Annotated in this window: 27 protein-coding genes; all 27 read left to right on the plus strand. The window is 73.4% G+C overall.

The window, feature by feature from the left end:
• Positions 1-73 precede the first annotated feature (73 nt).
• Entirely contained in the window at positions 74-202 is a 129-nt protein-coding gene (locus C6376_RS46285) for a hypothetical protein (RefSeq protein ID WP_301554729.1), read from the plus strand.
• Between the two features lie 6 nt (positions 203-208).
• Positions 209-433, plus strand: coding sequence for a hypothetical protein (locus C6376_RS39120; RefSeq protein ID WP_107447779.1), 225 nt, complete (start codon positions 209-211; stop codon positions 431-433).
• The gene (locus C6376_RS39125; protein WP_107447781.1) at positions 430-963 is read left to right on the plus strand and encodes a hypothetical protein; all 534 of its coding nucleotides are present in this window, start codon (positions 430-432) and stop codon (positions 961-963) included. The genes C6376_RS39120 and C6376_RS39125 overlap by 4 nt, the downstream gene beginning before the upstream one ends.
• Positions 960-1202: a hypothetical protein gene (locus C6376_RS39130; RefSeq protein WP_107447783.1), complete on the plus strand. Its 243-nt coding sequence runs from the start codon at positions 960-962 to the stop codon at positions 1200-1202. Before C6376_RS39125 ends, C6376_RS39130 begins: the two co-directional genes overlap by 4 nt.
• 6 nt (positions 1203-1208) lie before the next feature.
• On the plus strand, positions 1209-2642 hold the full coding sequence (locus C6376_RS39135; protein WP_107447785.1) for a helix-turn-helix domain-containing protein: 1434 nt from the start codon (positions 1209-1211) through the stop codon (positions 2640-2642).
• Positions 2643-2685: 43 nt separating this feature from the next.
• Entirely contained in the window at positions 2686-2841 is a 156-nt protein-coding gene (locus C6376_RS44170; RefSeq protein ID WP_159083390.1) for a hypothetical protein, read from the plus strand.
• 15 nt (positions 2842-2856) lie between these two features.
• On the plus strand, positions 2857-3210 hold the full coding sequence (locus C6376_RS39140; RefSeq protein WP_107447786.1) for a hypothetical protein: 354 nt from the start codon (positions 2857-2859) through the stop codon (positions 3208-3210).
• Complete coding sequence (locus C6376_RS39145; protein ID WP_159083391.1) at positions 3198-3851, plus strand: hypothetical protein; 654 nt, start codon at positions 3198-3200, stop codon at positions 3849-3851. The genes C6376_RS39140 and C6376_RS39145 overlap by 13 nt, the downstream gene beginning before the upstream one ends.
• Positions 3848-4123, plus strand: coding sequence for a hypothetical protein (locus C6376_RS39150; RefSeq protein WP_107447789.1), 276 nt, complete (start codon positions 3848-3850; stop codon positions 4121-4123). Before C6376_RS39145 ends, C6376_RS39150 begins: the two co-directional genes overlap by 4 nt.
• Complete coding sequence (locus C6376_RS39155) at positions 4120-4635, plus strand: hypothetical protein (protein WP_107447790.1); 516 nt, start codon at positions 4120-4122, stop codon at positions 4633-4635. Before C6376_RS39150 ends, C6376_RS39155 begins: the two co-directional genes overlap by 4 nt.
• A gap of 15 nt (positions 4636-4650) precedes the next feature.
• Positions 4651-5136, plus strand: coding sequence for a hypothetical protein (locus C6376_RS39160; RefSeq protein WP_107447792.1), 486 nt, complete (start codon positions 4651-4653; stop codon positions 5134-5136).
• Between the two features lie 113 nt (positions 5137-5249).
• A complete protein-coding gene (locus C6376_RS44175; RefSeq protein WP_159083392.1) occupies positions 5250-5474 on the plus strand; it encodes a hypothetical protein in 225 nt (74 codons plus the stop codon).
• Complete coding sequence (locus C6376_RS39165; protein WP_107447794.1) at positions 5471-5782, plus strand: hypothetical protein; 312 nt, start codon at positions 5471-5473, stop codon at positions 5780-5782. The genes C6376_RS44175 and C6376_RS39165 overlap by 4 nt, the downstream gene beginning before the upstream one ends.
• On the plus strand, positions 5779-6294 hold the full coding sequence (locus C6376_RS39170; protein WP_107447796.1) for a hypothetical protein: 516 nt from the start codon (positions 5779-5781) through the stop codon (positions 6292-6294). Before C6376_RS39165 ends, C6376_RS39170 begins: the two co-directional genes overlap by 4 nt.
• Complete coding sequence (locus C6376_RS39175) at positions 6291-7031, plus strand: hypothetical protein (RefSeq protein ID WP_107447797.1); 741 nt, start codon at positions 6291-6293, stop codon at positions 7029-7031. The genes C6376_RS39170 and C6376_RS39175 overlap by 4 nt, the downstream gene beginning before the upstream one ends.
• An 87-nt stretch (positions 7032-7118) precedes the next feature.
• A complete protein-coding gene (locus tag C6376_RS39180; protein ID WP_107447799.1) occupies positions 7119-7370 on the plus strand; it encodes a MerR family transcriptional regulator in 252 nt (83 codons plus the stop codon).
• A gap of 150 nt (positions 7371-7520) precedes the next feature.
• The gene (locus tag C6376_RS39185; protein WP_107447801.1) at positions 7521-7775 is read left to right on the plus strand and encodes a hypothetical protein; all 255 of its coding nucleotides are present in this window, start codon (positions 7521-7523) and stop codon (positions 7773-7775) included.
• 14 nt (positions 7776-7789) lie between these two features.
• Positions 7790-8074, plus strand: a complete 285-nt coding sequence (locus tag C6376_RS39190; RefSeq protein ID WP_107447803.1) for an HNH endonuclease — start codon at positions 7790-7792, stop codon at positions 8072-8074.
• Positions 8071-8322 carry a hypothetical protein gene (locus tag C6376_RS39195; RefSeq protein ID WP_107447805.1) on the plus strand — a complete coding sequence of 84 codons (252 nt, stop codon included), beginning with the start codon at positions 8071-8073 and terminating at the stop codon, positions 8320-8322. Before C6376_RS39190 ends, C6376_RS39195 begins: the two co-directional genes overlap by 4 nt.
• Before the next feature lie 2 nt (positions 8323-8324).
• Entirely contained in the window at positions 8325-8663 is a 339-nt protein-coding gene (locus tag C6376_RS39200; protein WP_107447807.1) for a hypothetical protein, read from the plus strand.
• A 19-nt stretch (positions 8664-8682) separates the two neighbouring features.
• The gene (locus tag C6376_RS39205) at positions 8683-8868 is read left to right on the plus strand and encodes a hypothetical protein (RefSeq protein WP_159083393.1); all 186 of its coding nucleotides are present in this window, start codon (positions 8683-8685) and stop codon (positions 8866-8868) included.
• A gap of 6 nt (positions 8869-8874) precedes the next feature.
• Positions 8875-9315, plus strand: coding sequence for an AAA family ATPase (locus C6376_RS39210; protein WP_107447811.1), 441 nt, complete (start codon positions 8875-8877; stop codon positions 9313-9315).
• Positions 9316-9628: 313 nt separating this feature from the next.
• Positions 9629-9934 (plus strand): hypothetical protein, encoded by a 306-nt coding sequence (locus tag C6376_RS39215; RefSeq protein WP_107447813.1) that lies wholly within the window; start codon positions 9629-9631, stop codon positions 9932-9934.
• Complete coding sequence (locus C6376_RS39220) at positions 9931-11499, plus strand: terminase (RefSeq protein ID WP_107447815.1); 1569 nt, start codon at positions 9931-9933, stop codon at positions 11497-11499. Before C6376_RS39215 ends, C6376_RS39220 begins: the two co-directional genes overlap by 4 nt.
• A complete protein-coding gene (locus C6376_RS39225) occupies positions 11481-11684 on the plus strand; it encodes a hypothetical protein (RefSeq protein ID WP_159083394.1) in 204 nt (67 codons plus the stop codon). Before C6376_RS39220 ends, C6376_RS39225 begins: the two co-directional genes overlap by 19 nt.
• Positions 11674-11919: a hypothetical protein gene (locus C6376_RS39230; protein ID WP_107447817.1), complete on the plus strand. Its 246-nt coding sequence runs from the start codon at positions 11674-11676 to the stop codon at positions 11917-11919. The genes C6376_RS39225 and C6376_RS39230 overlap by 11 nt, the downstream gene beginning before the upstream one ends.
• Positions 11916-13247 carry a phage portal protein gene (locus C6376_RS39235; RefSeq protein WP_107447818.1) on the plus strand — a complete coding sequence of 444 codons (1332 nt, stop codon included), beginning with the start codon at positions 11916-11918 and terminating at the stop codon, positions 13245-13247. The genes C6376_RS39230 and C6376_RS39235 overlap by 4 nt, the downstream gene beginning before the upstream one ends.

Below are 13247 nucleotides of genomic sequence, written 5' to 3' on the forward strand. Positions count from 1 at the left end.
CCGCCCGGCCGCTCACCCACCCCGCGAGGGGCGGCCGGACCACCCACCCACCTATCCCGTTCGGAGGCCGCTCGTGTACCGCATCTGGCTCCTGCTGACCGTGGCGCTGCTGGTCGCGTTCCTCGGCCTCGCCCCGCGGGCGTCCGATCCGCAGCCGGAGCCGCGCCCGGGCGCGGCCGCGGCTGCGGCCGTCGAGGGCTGAGCGCCGGTGGCCGGCCGCTGGCCGCCCGCCGAGCTGTTCGGCCTGCACGTCGACCTCGGCGACTACCACACCAAGCGCGCCGTGTGGCTCGCGCTGCCGGCCGCCGCGTTCACGTGCCGCTGGGGCTGCGAGCACACCGCGGTCGGCGCGGCCGACGTCGCCGACCTCACCCAGTCCATCGCCGACAGACACGCCCGGACCTGCCCCGGGCCACCGAAGGAGACACCTTGACGACCAGAGACACCACGCCCACCCCCTCCGCACCGCGCTGCGGGACTCCCGTCCCCGGCGGTCGGTGCACGGCGCCCGCCGACGGCCCGGCCGCGGCGGCCGCCGTCCCGACCCGGGAGCCGTTCGACCGCCACCAGTGGGAGCGCGCGGTCATCACCTCGAGCCTGCACCACAACCCCCGTCACGTCGCTCTGCTGCTCGCCCACTTCGCCGACGACGCCGGATACCTGCCCCCGGGCGGCCCGCAGCACGTCGACTCGCTCACCGCGTCGACGGGCCTGACCAGCCGGCTCGTCCGCCAGAGCCTCACCCACCTCGAGGCGTACGGGTTCGTCTCCCGCCCCCCCATCCACGGCTGGGACCCGCGCAAGGGCGTGCGCCCGCTCACCCTCACCACGCCGCCCGCCCGGGTCGCCCTTTCCACGCCGCCCGCCCGGGTCGCCCTTTCCATGCCGCCCGCCCGGCCCGGGTCGGCGGCCGCCGAGGGCGCGGCGCGCACCGAGCCGGCCCATCCCGGCGAGACGCGGTGACCGGCGTCGCGGGGCAGTTACCGCTGCTGCCCGCCGACCCGCCCCGCTGGGGAGGCCCCGCCGCGGTGCCCGCCGGCCCGATCAAGACCCGTAACCGGATCGAGTTCGCCGTCCGCTGCGACGGCGAGACCGGCTGCGGCATGGTCCACCGCCACATCAGCCCCGGCGTGCGCACCGCCCCGTGCGGCGCCACCTACACCGTCCCCGACCCCGACGACCCCGCCCCCGACACGAGCTAGGACACCGTGACCCGCCAGCCCGAGGCCTGCGCCGAGCCCCGCCACAGCCGTGGCGGGGCCGGTGGCGCGGCCCCGGCCCGGGCCACGCCAGGGCAGTCGCCGGTGTGGGAGCGGCGGCCGGTCAGCGGGCGTGCGCTGCGCCTCCTCCTGGACGGCGACGACGCGGGCCGCTACACCGGCCGCGACGACGCTGACTCCGGCTACCGGCTCACGATGGCGCTCGCCGTGGCGTGCTCGCAGCCCGGCCGCGAGTGGGCGCCGGCCGACTTCCACCAGGCGCTGATCTACACCCCCACGCGCGGCGGCTGGTGGGCGCGCCGCCTGCGTGAGCGCAAAGGCGCCGAGCACGCCGAGCGCAAACTCACCGCGATGCTGGCCAAGGCCCGCGCCTTCGTCGGCGGCACGGACGCGGTGACCGACCGCCAGGACGCCTTCGAGAAGATCACCGAAGTGCGCCGCGCGGTGGAAACCCTCGCCTGGCCCGCACGCGGCGGGAAAGCGGTCGACCAGAAGAACCTCGCCGCCCGGCTGCGCCTCGCCGAGGCGGCCGGCGGCCTCGACCACCTCAGCGCGGTACGGCCGCTCGCCGAGCAGATGGGCTGCGCCCGCTCCACGGCCGAGGCCAGCAACGCCCGCCTCGCCCGCGACGGCTGGCTCGTCCTGCTGGAAGCCGGAACCGGCCGCGAGCGCCCCTCACGCTGGCGCCTCGCGATCCCCCCGCACGTCCGCGAGCTCCTCACGCGTGCAGTTCCGGGACAGGCCCTGCCCCCCCAAGGCCAGCAGCTGGCGACTGTCCCGGACGCGCACACCGCCCCGAACCCCACAGGCGTCAGCCGTGCCACAGCCGCTGCCGTCCACGACGGCGACGGCACGGCGGTCGACACCGCCGCCCTGGCGTCGGTGATGGCCCACGACGCCTGCCACCACTGGGCCCACGGCACCAGCGGCGCCCGCATCCTGGCCTGCCTCGACCCCGCCGAAGGCCTCGCCGCCGCCCAGATCCGCGATGCCACCGCCCTGCACCGCACCACCGTCGCCCGCCGCCTCGAGCGCCTGACCGCCGACGGACTCGTCCTCGAGCGCGAGGGCCTGTACTACCTCGCCCCCGAACTCGCCGGCCACGTCCGCCTGCACCCCGACGAAGCCCTCCTCACCCGTGCCGCCGACCGGCGCGGCACCACCGGCCTCACGGCCCGCCGCCGCCACCGGCACGCCCACGAACGCGCCGTCTATGAGCGCTACCTGGAAGAACGCGCCCAGCATCGGGCCGGGCCCGGGCCGCGGCTGCGGCTGGTCCCCGAAGGGGTCCTCAACCCCGACACCGGCGAGCTCCTCGATGAGCGCTGGCACGGCTGGGACCTGTCCGACCCCCACCGCCCCACCTGGCACGACAACCCCGCCCACGGCCCCACGGCCCCCGGCCACGCCGCATGCGCCTGACCCCGCACCGATCACCGCCTGACCGCCCGGAAGGACCCGCCTCATGGACCACGACGACGTCAGCCCCGCCGCGCTCAGCCTCCTGCACGGCTTCAACGAGGTGGACCTGGCCGAGATGCTCGCCGCTGCCCAGGCCGAGCTCATGAAACCCGGCCGCTGCCCCCAGTGCCCCCACTGCGCCGACAGCCGCACCAGCTGAAAAGGAGCCGACCCCGTGTACGACCGCCCCGCCCCCCGCCGCACCACCACCGGCTACGGCCGTTGCGACGACTGCGGCCGCAGCGTCCTGTACGCCCTCACGACCAAGCACCGCAAGATCATCCCCGTCGACCCGCCCGAAGACCGCGACGGCAACCAGGCCGTCAGCATCCGCGACACCACGTACTGGACCCGCCAGCTGTCCAAGGACCGCCCGGGCCTCGAGCCCGGCGAGACCCTGCGCCGCCCCCACTTCGCCACCTGCCCCGTCGCCCTCGCCCGGGCCGCGGCGGCCGCCCGCGCGGCCGCCGCCCGCCGCACCGCCGGCCGCGCCACCACCGGCGTACGCCCCGTCCGGTGGCAGTGGTGAGCCCCCGCGGCGCCAGCCTCCAGCAGATCGCCGACATGCTCCGCGACGGCGCCACCTACCTGCAGGTCAAGGAGCAGCTGCACGTCAGCAGCAGGGCGATCAAGGAGGCACGCGAGGCGTACGGGGTCCCCGTGTCACCCCGCGCGATCGACGAACTCCCACCCGAGCAGCAGCGCGCCGCGATCACAGCGCGCTACCCGCGCGTGGCCGCCATGCTCCGTGAGGGCACCACCCCCCGCCAGATCATGGCCGCCGGCATAGCGTCGCGCAGCACCGTCTACAAGGTCCGCGCCGTCCTGCAGACGCCCGGCGAGCGCCGCGCCGGCACCGTCGCCGAGGCCCTTGCCCGCTACACCGAGCCGACCAGCGACGGACACGCCCGCTGGACCGGGCCCACCACCCGCGCCGACGGCACCGGCCAGCCCCGCCTCTGGGCACACAACCGCCGCCACACCCCACGCCGCGAAGCCTTCCGCGCCCACCACCACCGCGCCCCCGAAGGCCCCGTCACCGCCACCTGCACCTACCCCGGCTGCATCGCCGGCCCCCACCTCGCCGACGAGCCCATCCGCCAGGCCGCCGCAGAAGACGCACGCCTCAACGCCCAGTTCGACGCCATCTTCGGGACCAATGCCCCATGACCCCGCACCAGGTGTTCACCGTCGCCGCCCTCGGCGGAGCCCTCGGCGTCCTCACCATCGCCGCCATCGCAGCCCTCTCAGCCGCCGCCGGCATCCTCGGCAACAAGGCATTCGAACGCGCGACCGAATGGCGACAGCAGCGACACGACCGACGCCAGCAGGAGCACGACCGGCGCGCGCTGCAGCAGGCCGTACGCGCCGCCGAGGACACCCGCCGCGCGTTCGACGCCATCACCGCCCTTCCCACCCACGACCCCAGGAACCCCCGATGAGCAGCAGTTGCGAGCCCGGATCCTTCTGCCCCGACCACCCCCACGCCCCCTGGTCCTGGCTCCTCGCCGCCGTCGGCATCCTCGGCGTCGCCCTCTTCGCAGCCGCCGCGGTGCTCCTGGCCGCCGCCGGCGCCGCTGGCGTCCGCCGCATCCGCTGGCACGCCACCCGCCACCGGCGCGCCCTCGACCGCGCCGCCGCGGCGATCGCCCGCGTCCGCCACGGCCACGACCGAGGCCCCGACGGCCGATGCGACGCCTGCGGCACCGTCTGGCCCTGCCACCCGCTGTGCCTCCTCGCCGGAGCGCCCTGCAGCCCCGGCTGCGAAGACCGCCACGGCGCACCCCCCGACCCCGCACCCCCCAGACCCCACCAAGAGGTCATGGCGGCCGCCGTCGAGGACTGGTGGCGCACCACCGACCCCGCCGCAGACATCGCCACCGGACCCCACCTCGCCGCCTACGTCGAGATGTACCTGCGCAGCAGCGGCTACTGCATCACCCCCAACCCCTGAAGGAGCCCAGCCCCCATGGCCACATCCCCCGAACGCGACCAGCTCGCCGGCGCGTACGGCACCGCCCGCCGCGTCGTCTCCGGCCGCTTCCTCAACAGCCACCCCGCCGGCCTCGACAGCTGGATCCTCACCGGCCCCCGCTGGCACCCCGTCTGGTACCAGTACAACCTCGGCATCGTCTCCCTCGCGGACACCCCCGGCCTACCCCCGGCCAAGCTGCACCGCCCCGGCGTCACGCACGAACTCACCCTCGTCGCCCTCGACCCCGAGGGCGGCCCCTACGACGCCCGCCACCTCCCCGACGAGCCCCTGCGCTTCCTGACCCCCGTCAACATCGTCGAGCAGGTCACCACCACCGACGCCCGCGCCCGCGAGCTCGCATTCCTGTGCGCCCGCGCCGTCGTCGACGGCCGCCTCTGGCCCGAAACCGGCGACGCCCCCGACCACGTCCGCGCCACCTGGCGCAACTCCATCCACCAGACCCTCACCCACCACGACTAGCCCTCGCGCGCGCGCCTGCGATCACGCGCGCGCAATCGCAGGCGCGCGCGAGACCCCACCACCCCTACCCGCCAGTACACATGGCCCCGAACCCGGGGCCGGAAAGAACGATCATGAAGCGATTCGGAGCCGACACCGACGGGAACCTGGTCTGCCTCGCGTGCGACCACCCGCGAGAGGCCGGCCACTACCTCTGCCGTACCTGCTGGCGCGCGCTCCCGGCCCGGGCCCGTGCGTCCCTCACCCGGCGGGACCGCCTCGCCCTGCCACGCCTGCGCGAGCTCATCGACCAGCTGCGCGACGGAACGCCCCTCGACAAGATCGAGGTCACCCCGTGATCAAGGCCCGCCTGCGCGGCCGCACCGGTGCGCCCGTCGTCCTCCTCGGACTCTCCGGCGAGAACGTCACCCGCCTCATGGCCGACGAGCCCATCAAGGTCGACCTCGCCGAGCTCGGCATCCCCGGTCTGACCATCGCCCTCATCGCCGGCCGCACCGAAGCCGACATCGTCGCCCGCCTCGAACAGCACTACGGCCCGCTCCCCTTCACCTGCCCCCGCTGCCGCAAGACCTCCCACCACCCCGACGACAAGCGCTACGGCTACTGCGCCAACTGCCACGCCTACACCGGAGCACCCACCCCATGACCGACGCCATCTGGATCCGCTCGACCGTCCACCCCGAGACCCGCAAGGCGGCCTGCCTCCTCACCTGGGGCAGTGCCGGCACCGCCCTGCTCACCCCTGAGGCCGCCCTGGCCACCGCGCGCGACCTGACCGCCGCGGCGGCGGCCGCCGAGGCCGACGTGGCTCTCATCCGCTCCCTGCGCGAGGACGTCCACGCCGACGACGCCGTCGTCCGCGGCCTCCTCGAGGCCGTACGCGCCCGTCGGCCCGTGCCCACCGCCGCCCGGCCCGCGCTGCGCATCCACGCCGTCGCCGGAGCCAAGACCGGCAAGCCCCTGGTCCACATCGGCCGAGGCTCCCTCAAGGCCGAACTCGACCCCGACGAGGCCCGGCAGATGGCCGGCCACTGGACCGAGGCCGCCGTCGCCGCGCAGATCGACGCCCGTCTGCGCTACGTCCTCGGCGAGCACCCCAGTCTCACCGCCGGCGACGTCAACGCGATCTTCGAGCAGCTGCAGGGCGTGCAGCGATGACCGCGTGCACCGTCTGCCCCCGCACCGCGCCCGACGGGCAGCGCCTGTGCCCGCTGTGCGCCGACGACGTCCGCGGCTGGCTCGCCGAGCTCCCCGGACAGGCCGAGCTCCTGGCCGCCGAGTTCCTCACCCCCGGCGCCGCCCCGCGGCAGGGGCGCATCGGCGGGACCGGCCGCGCCCACTCGCCCGTGCCCGTCGACCTCCGCGTCCTGGTCCTCCTCGCCCCCGGCCACCCCGGCCCCGTCGGCGACCCCCACGACGACACCGACCCCAGCGTCCCCATCCATGCGTTCCTCGCCGGATGGGCCGGCCACATTGCCTACACCTACCCCGCCGTCTACCGCGACCGCCACGGCACCGCCCACACCCAGCCCTGCGACCAGGCTTGGCCCGACGACGGCACCACCATCACCGCCTGGTGCACGTGGCTCACCGCCTACCTTCCCTACACCCTCACCCTCCCGGCCGCCGCAGGCCTGCACGAGCAACTCGGCGACCTCGTCCACCGCATCCGCGGACTCACCCACACCGAACCCCGCACCCACCCGCTCCACGCGCCCTGCCCCCGATGCGACGCGTACGCCCTCGCCCGCACCGACGGCCGATGGCACATCCACTGCACCGCCTGCCGCCTCACCCTCACACCCGACGACTACGACCAGCACGCCGACACGTACCGGAGCACCCTCCAGGACAAGACCGCACGCGCGTTCGAGCTGGACAAGATCGCCACCTAGCGTCACACTCGTGCCAGCACCACACGTGTGCCCACCGAGCAACAGCCCCGCCCACCAGCGGGGCTTTCGCATGACAGGGGGGCGACCATGGACGTCACACCCCCGCGCTACACCACCGCTCAGGCCGCCGAGCACGCCACACACTGGCGACGCCTGGTCTCCGCCGGCGCAGCCGCCGTCACCCCCGCCACCATCCGCAAATGGGCCAGCCGCGGCCACCTCACCCCCTGCGGCCTCGACGACCACGGCCACCCCCTCTACGCCCTGCCCGACCTCGCCCGCGCCGAGAAGAAGACCCGCAGCCGCGCCCTGCGCCTCGTCGGCATCGGCGCACCCTGACCCTCGCTGCCCGCGGCCCCGCGGGCGCCCCAACGGCCGCGGAGCGCCCGGGCAGCGGGTCCACACGTCACAGAACAGCCACGCAGCCGCCACACGACGCGTACGCGACGGCATGATGCCCCTCAGCAACCGAACGTCCTTGGGGGACACGTGAGCGACTACCGCGACGTACAGACAGCCGTACGCGTCGAGAAACTGCGCATCTGGTTCGCCTGGCTCGCCGGCACCATCATCATCCTGATCATCGCCAGAGCCGTGCGGAACCTCGACGTCGTCAACATCATCGTCCAGATCCTCGGCGTGATCGCCTTCGCCCTGCTCAGCGTCACCGCGGTACGCATGATCAACGCCCTCAACCGCAAGGCCGCCGCCAAGCGCAGGGAAGTCCTCGGCGACGACGTGTAAGCCCGGAGGCGCCCGTGACCGGCAACCCCCGCAACGGGCGCCCCTACCGCACCCTCTGCGTTCAGCAACGCAGCCTCGGCCTGCCCTGCTGGATCTGCGGCCATGAGATCGACTACACCCTCACCGGCTACGCCGCACAACGCAGCCGCTGGGCCTTCACCCTCGACCACGCCATCCCGCTCACCCGCGGCGGCGACCTCCTCGACCCCGCCAACGCCCGCAGCGCGCACCGCAAGTGCAACAGCGCCCGCGGCAACCGCACCGCCCTGCCGCAAGCCCGAGCCTCGAGGAGGTGGTGACCGTGGTCGATCTCGGCCCGCTCGACAGCAGCGATCCCCGAGCCCGGCTGCATCGTCGTCAGCCACCGCCGCCGCCACGGTGGTACGAGTACAGCCACACCGCCACCGGCCTTGAATACTGGCTGCGCCTCCTCTTCGGTGAGCCGCGGGAGTTCGTCTACGTCGTGCCGCGCCGCCTCGCCTGCCGCGTCTTCGATCGGCACAACCTCACCTGTGTCGGCAGGATCGATCACCCGAGGAGATGGTGACCATGAGCAACGGAGAGCAGGACTACGGAGCGTGGCGCGCCGAGCAGCACCGCCGCGCCCAGGCCCACGCCTTCGGCTGGGCAGAACGCGCCCACACCGAGTACGGCCAGGCCATCCGCCACGAGGACGACGCCCGCGCCCGCCAGAACGCCGACAGCGCCTGGCAGCGCGACCGCATGGCCGAAGAGCGCAGGCAGGCCCAGTTCCACGGCGTACGGTCCACCGAGGCGCTCAAGCTCGCCGAGATGTGGGCGCGCGTCGCCCGCGCCATGGCCGACGGCTACCTGCCCGAGCCCGTGTTCGCCGTCGGCGGCCAGCTGCTCGACGAGCGCACCCGCTGACACCAGAGAGGCGGTGACCGTGGGGCTGCTGCACCGGATCGCCCAGCGCTGCGAGACGCACGACCGGGCCTCCTACAGCAAGACGCGCCGACTCGAAGACGAGCTGGGCATGGAGCCCAGCCCGCCGCCCGCCAGCCTGGTCGACCAGTTCCACGACCCCGACATCGTCGACTGCGGTAACTCCTGGTGCCCGCAACGGAGGTGACGCCGCGTGCTGTACGTCATCACCGGGCCGCCAGCCTCGGGGAAGAGCACGTGGATCCAGAGCCGCGCCACAGCGCGTGACATCGTCATCGACCTGGACCGCATCGCCGCGGCGCTCACCGGCCCGGGCGCCCCGCAGTGGAACCATGATCCGCTGGTCCAGCGCATCGCCCAGCGCGCGCGGTTCGCGGCCATCGACGAGGCCGTCAAGCACGTCGACGACGTCGACGTCTACCTGATCCACACCATGCCCAGCCCCAAGGCCCGGGCCAGGTACCGCAGCGCCGGCGCCGAGATCGTCACCGTGGATCCGGGCGAGGACGTCGTGCGCGAGCGCGTCGCCGCCATGCGGTCGCCGGCCATGGACGCGGTGGTCACCCGCTGGTACCGGGACTACCGCAAGGGTGGCTCACGCCCCGTCACCACCCAGACGTCGCGGGCCTGGTGACCGAGCACGCTCGGCACGGCAGGCGCGGCGGGCAGGGCCGCGGGCGTGCACGGCCCTCGGTCGTGTCCGATTCGCCCTGCTTGGCGAGGCGTTCGGCCGGCAGGGGGAGGGGGCCGTGGGACCACGTGGATCGAGGAGGCGGGCGACCCAAAAGCCCTTGTCGCCCGTTTCTCTCCCCACGGCGGTGCACTTAATCCGCCGGCCTTCACTCCAGCGATTTAGTGACGCTCTGCCATCACTTGTCTGTGACGCTCCGTAATCACCCTTTAGTTACGTTAAGTGATTTACGACCGGTTACAGGGGGTGATGTCCGATGGGTGACGCTCCGAAGCGTCGGCTGCGCCGTGGCGCGGTGGCGGCCGCGACCACGGCGCAGCTGCACGCCCTCGGAGTCGACCCGGCGTCGCACGCGCTCGCCGCGGTAGCGCTGCGCCTGGCCGCCGAGGTCGACTCGTCGCCGGACCCGAAAGCGACGGCGACCGCCGCGCGCGAGCTGCGTCAGGCCATGGCCGTCGTCGTCGCGGCCGCGCCCCCGAGGGAGCGCGGCGACAAGGTCGACGAGATCGCCAAGCGGCGCGAACGGCGGCTCTCCCCTCAGGCCGACGAGGGCACCGGATGATCGGCTGCCAGACTCCCCGGATCCTGTCCGTCCCCTGGCGGCGGTACGCCGGCACCGGGCGCTGGGACGGCGCCGAGGACCGGGAGGCGCTGGACTTCACGTCGCCCTCCGGCCAGGAGTGCATCGACCTCGCCGAGGACGCAGGCCTGCATCTCGATCCGTGGCAGCAGCTCGCCCTGCACCACAGCCTCGTCGAGGACGACGAGGGGCGCTGGCTGTCCCTGGACGTCGTCCTCAACGTCGCCCGGCAGAACGGCAAGGGCGGGTTTCTCGAGGCCCGTCAGCTCGGCGAGGTCATCCTGTTCGGCGGACGACTGGTCATCCATACCGCCCACCAGTTCAACACCGCCCAGGAGTCCTTTCTGCGCCTGGACCAGGTGATCGAGGGGTCGTACAGCCTGAGCCGCCGCGTGAAGCGCGTACGGCGCTCGCACGGCGAGGAGGGGTTCGAGTTCTTCAACGGCGCCCGGATCCGCTTCCTGGCACGCGGCGGCGACTCGGGACGAGGGTTCTCCGGCGACCTGGTCCTCATGGACGAGGCGATGAAGCTGCGCGCAGCGCCGATCGGCGCCCTGATGCCCGTGCTGTCCGCCCGCCCGAACCCGCAGCTGGTGTACACCGGCAGCGCCGGCCTGGGCCAGGAGAGCGAGCAGCTGGCGCTGCTGCGCGCCCGGGCGCTCGTCGAGGGCGAGAGCCCCGACCCGTCGCTGTGCTACCTCGAGCACTCCATCGCGCCGCACGTCAAGGAGTGCCCGACGGACGCCGAGGGCTGCATCGTGTGCGAGCTGCACGACGACCGCGGCGACGAGCGCTCGTTCGCCCGGGCCAACCCGGCGCTGGGCATCCGCATCCGCACCGCCTACGTGCTGCAGGAGATGCGCAGCATGCGGCCCGACCTGTTCGACCGTGAGCGCCTGGGCGACGGCGACTACCCCGAGGTCACGGACGAGACGTGGCAGGTCATCCCGAAGGCCAAGTGGGAGGCCTGCGAGGACGTCAAGTCGAAGCCCGGTGATCCGGTGGCGTTCGCCATCGACACCAACCCTGAGCGGACCTGGACGGCGATCTCGGTGGTCGGCGCCTCGGGTGACGGCGTGCACGCCGAAGTGGTCGCGCACCGGCCCGGTACGGACTGGGTCGTCGACTACGTCGTTGAGCGCGATCAGAAGTGGAATCCGTGTGCCTGGGTCGTCGACGAGGGCGGACCCGCCGGTTCGCTCGTGCCGGCCATTCGCAAGGCGCTGGCGTACGAGGACGATCCCGAGCGGGAGGACCGGTCGGAGTTCCTGCGCTGCCCGAAGGTCCGCGAAGTGACGCAGGCCTGCGGGATGTTCTACGACCACGTCATGGACACCGGCACCCTGTACCACCTCGGTCAGGCGCCGATGACGGCTGCGCTGGCGGGCGCCCGTAAGCGCGACATCGGCGACGCGTGGGCCTGGTCCCGGAAGTCGGAAGGCGTGGACATCAGCCCGCTGGTGGCGTCCACGAACGCGCTGTGGGGGTGGGCGATGTACCACGACGTCGAGCCGGAGGAGGCGGAGCCGTGGGGCTTCTACGGGTGACCCGGTGGTCACGGCTGGCCCGGGCCAGGGCCGGCTACTGGGCGGGCTGTGCGGGGTTCTCCGTGGGCGCTGGGGTGCAGTTCGGGGTGGGCCTGGGGCTGATGGCGGGCGGGGCTCTGGCGGGCGCCTCGTTCCTGCTCCTCGTCGACGTCGACGAGGAGGAAGGAGAGGGCGATGGACGGTGACCTGACGCTGCAGAAGGTGCCCGGCGGCATCCGGATCCTGCACGCGCCGCGGCTCACGTGCATCTCGCTGGAGGTGCTCGCCGCGGCCTGCGGCCACGCGGTGCAGGTGCACGGGGACTGCATCACGATCGCGGACCAGGTCGTCTACCAGGTGACCGCCTGGCAGGCCTCGCCGCCCGGGCTGACCGTCGCGCTGCTCGAGGACCGACGGCCGAAGACCGAGGGGGAGCGTTGACGAGTCTGTGGCAGCACGCGCGGCGCCCGGTCACGCGCGACGACGAGTCATGGTCGGTGGACGGGAACGTCTACTACGGCACCGGCCGCCCCGTCGACGGCAAGGAACGGCCGCTCACCTACGACTTCGAGGCGAAGGTCCGGCACGCCTACAAGGCGAACGGGCCGGTGTTCGCGCTGATGATGGTGCGGCAGCTGCTGTTCAGCGAGGCGCGGTTCCAGTTCCGGCAGATCCGCAACGGCCGCCCCGGCGAGCTGTTCGGCACGCCGGCCCTGGCGCCGCTGGAGACGCCGTGGCCCGGCGGGACGACGGGGAACCTGCTCTCGCGGTGGATCCAGAACGCCGACCTTGAGGGCAACGGGTACGTCACGAACTACAACCCGGGCCGACTGAAGATGCTCCGGCCGGACTGGGTGACGATCGTGACCGGGTCGCGTGAAGAGCCGGGGCTGCCGAGTGAGGCGATCGACTCCGAGCTGCTCGGCTTCATGTACGACCCGCCCACCGGCAGCGAACCGTGGTTCCTGCTGCCCGAGCAGGTGGGGCACTTCGCGCCGTACCCGGATCCGGAGTTCCAGTTCCGCGGCATGTCGTGGCTGACACCGGTGATCCGGGAGATCGTCGGGGACACCGCGGCGACCCGGCACAAGCTGAAGTTCTTCGAGAACGGGGCGACACCGCAGGTCATCGTCAGCTTCGACGCGAGCGTCACCGCGGACAAGGTCAAGAAGTTCGCGACGCTGATGAACTCCGAGCACGCCGGCGTCGACCGGGCCTACAAGACGCTCTATCTGGGCGGCGGGGCGGACGCCACAGTCGTCGGCAAGGATCTGCAGCAGCTCGACTTCAAGGCCACGCAGGGCGCCGGTGAGACGCGTCTGGCGGCCGCGGCCGGCGTCCCCCCGGTCATCGTCGGGTTCTCCGAGGGGCTGGCCGGGTCGTCGCTGAACGCGGGCAACTACGCCAGCTCGAGGCGCCGCCTGGCGGACGCCACGATGCGGCCGCTGTGGCGTGAGGCCGCCGGATCCCTCGCCCCGCTCATCGATGTCCCGGCCGGCTCCGAGCTCTGGTACGACGACCGCGACATCGCGTTCCTGCGTGAGGACCGCAAGGACGCGGCCGAGATCCAGGGGCTGCAGTCCCGCACGATCCGCCAGCTCGTCGACGCCGGCTACGAGCCCGCCAGCGTCGTCGCGGCGGTCGAGGCCGAGGACTACAGCCTGCTGCGGCACACCGGCCTGTACTCGGTCCAGCTGCAAAAGCCCGGCAGTGCAACGGCCGGCCCGGCGGCTGTGCCGGACCCGACGACGAAACCGGAGGTGACCTGA

The organism is Streptomyces sp. P3 (genome assembly GCF_003032475.1).
In the GTDB taxonomy this organism is placed as follows: domain Bacteria; phylum Actinomycetota; class Actinomycetes; order Streptomycetales; family Streptomycetaceae; genus Streptomyces.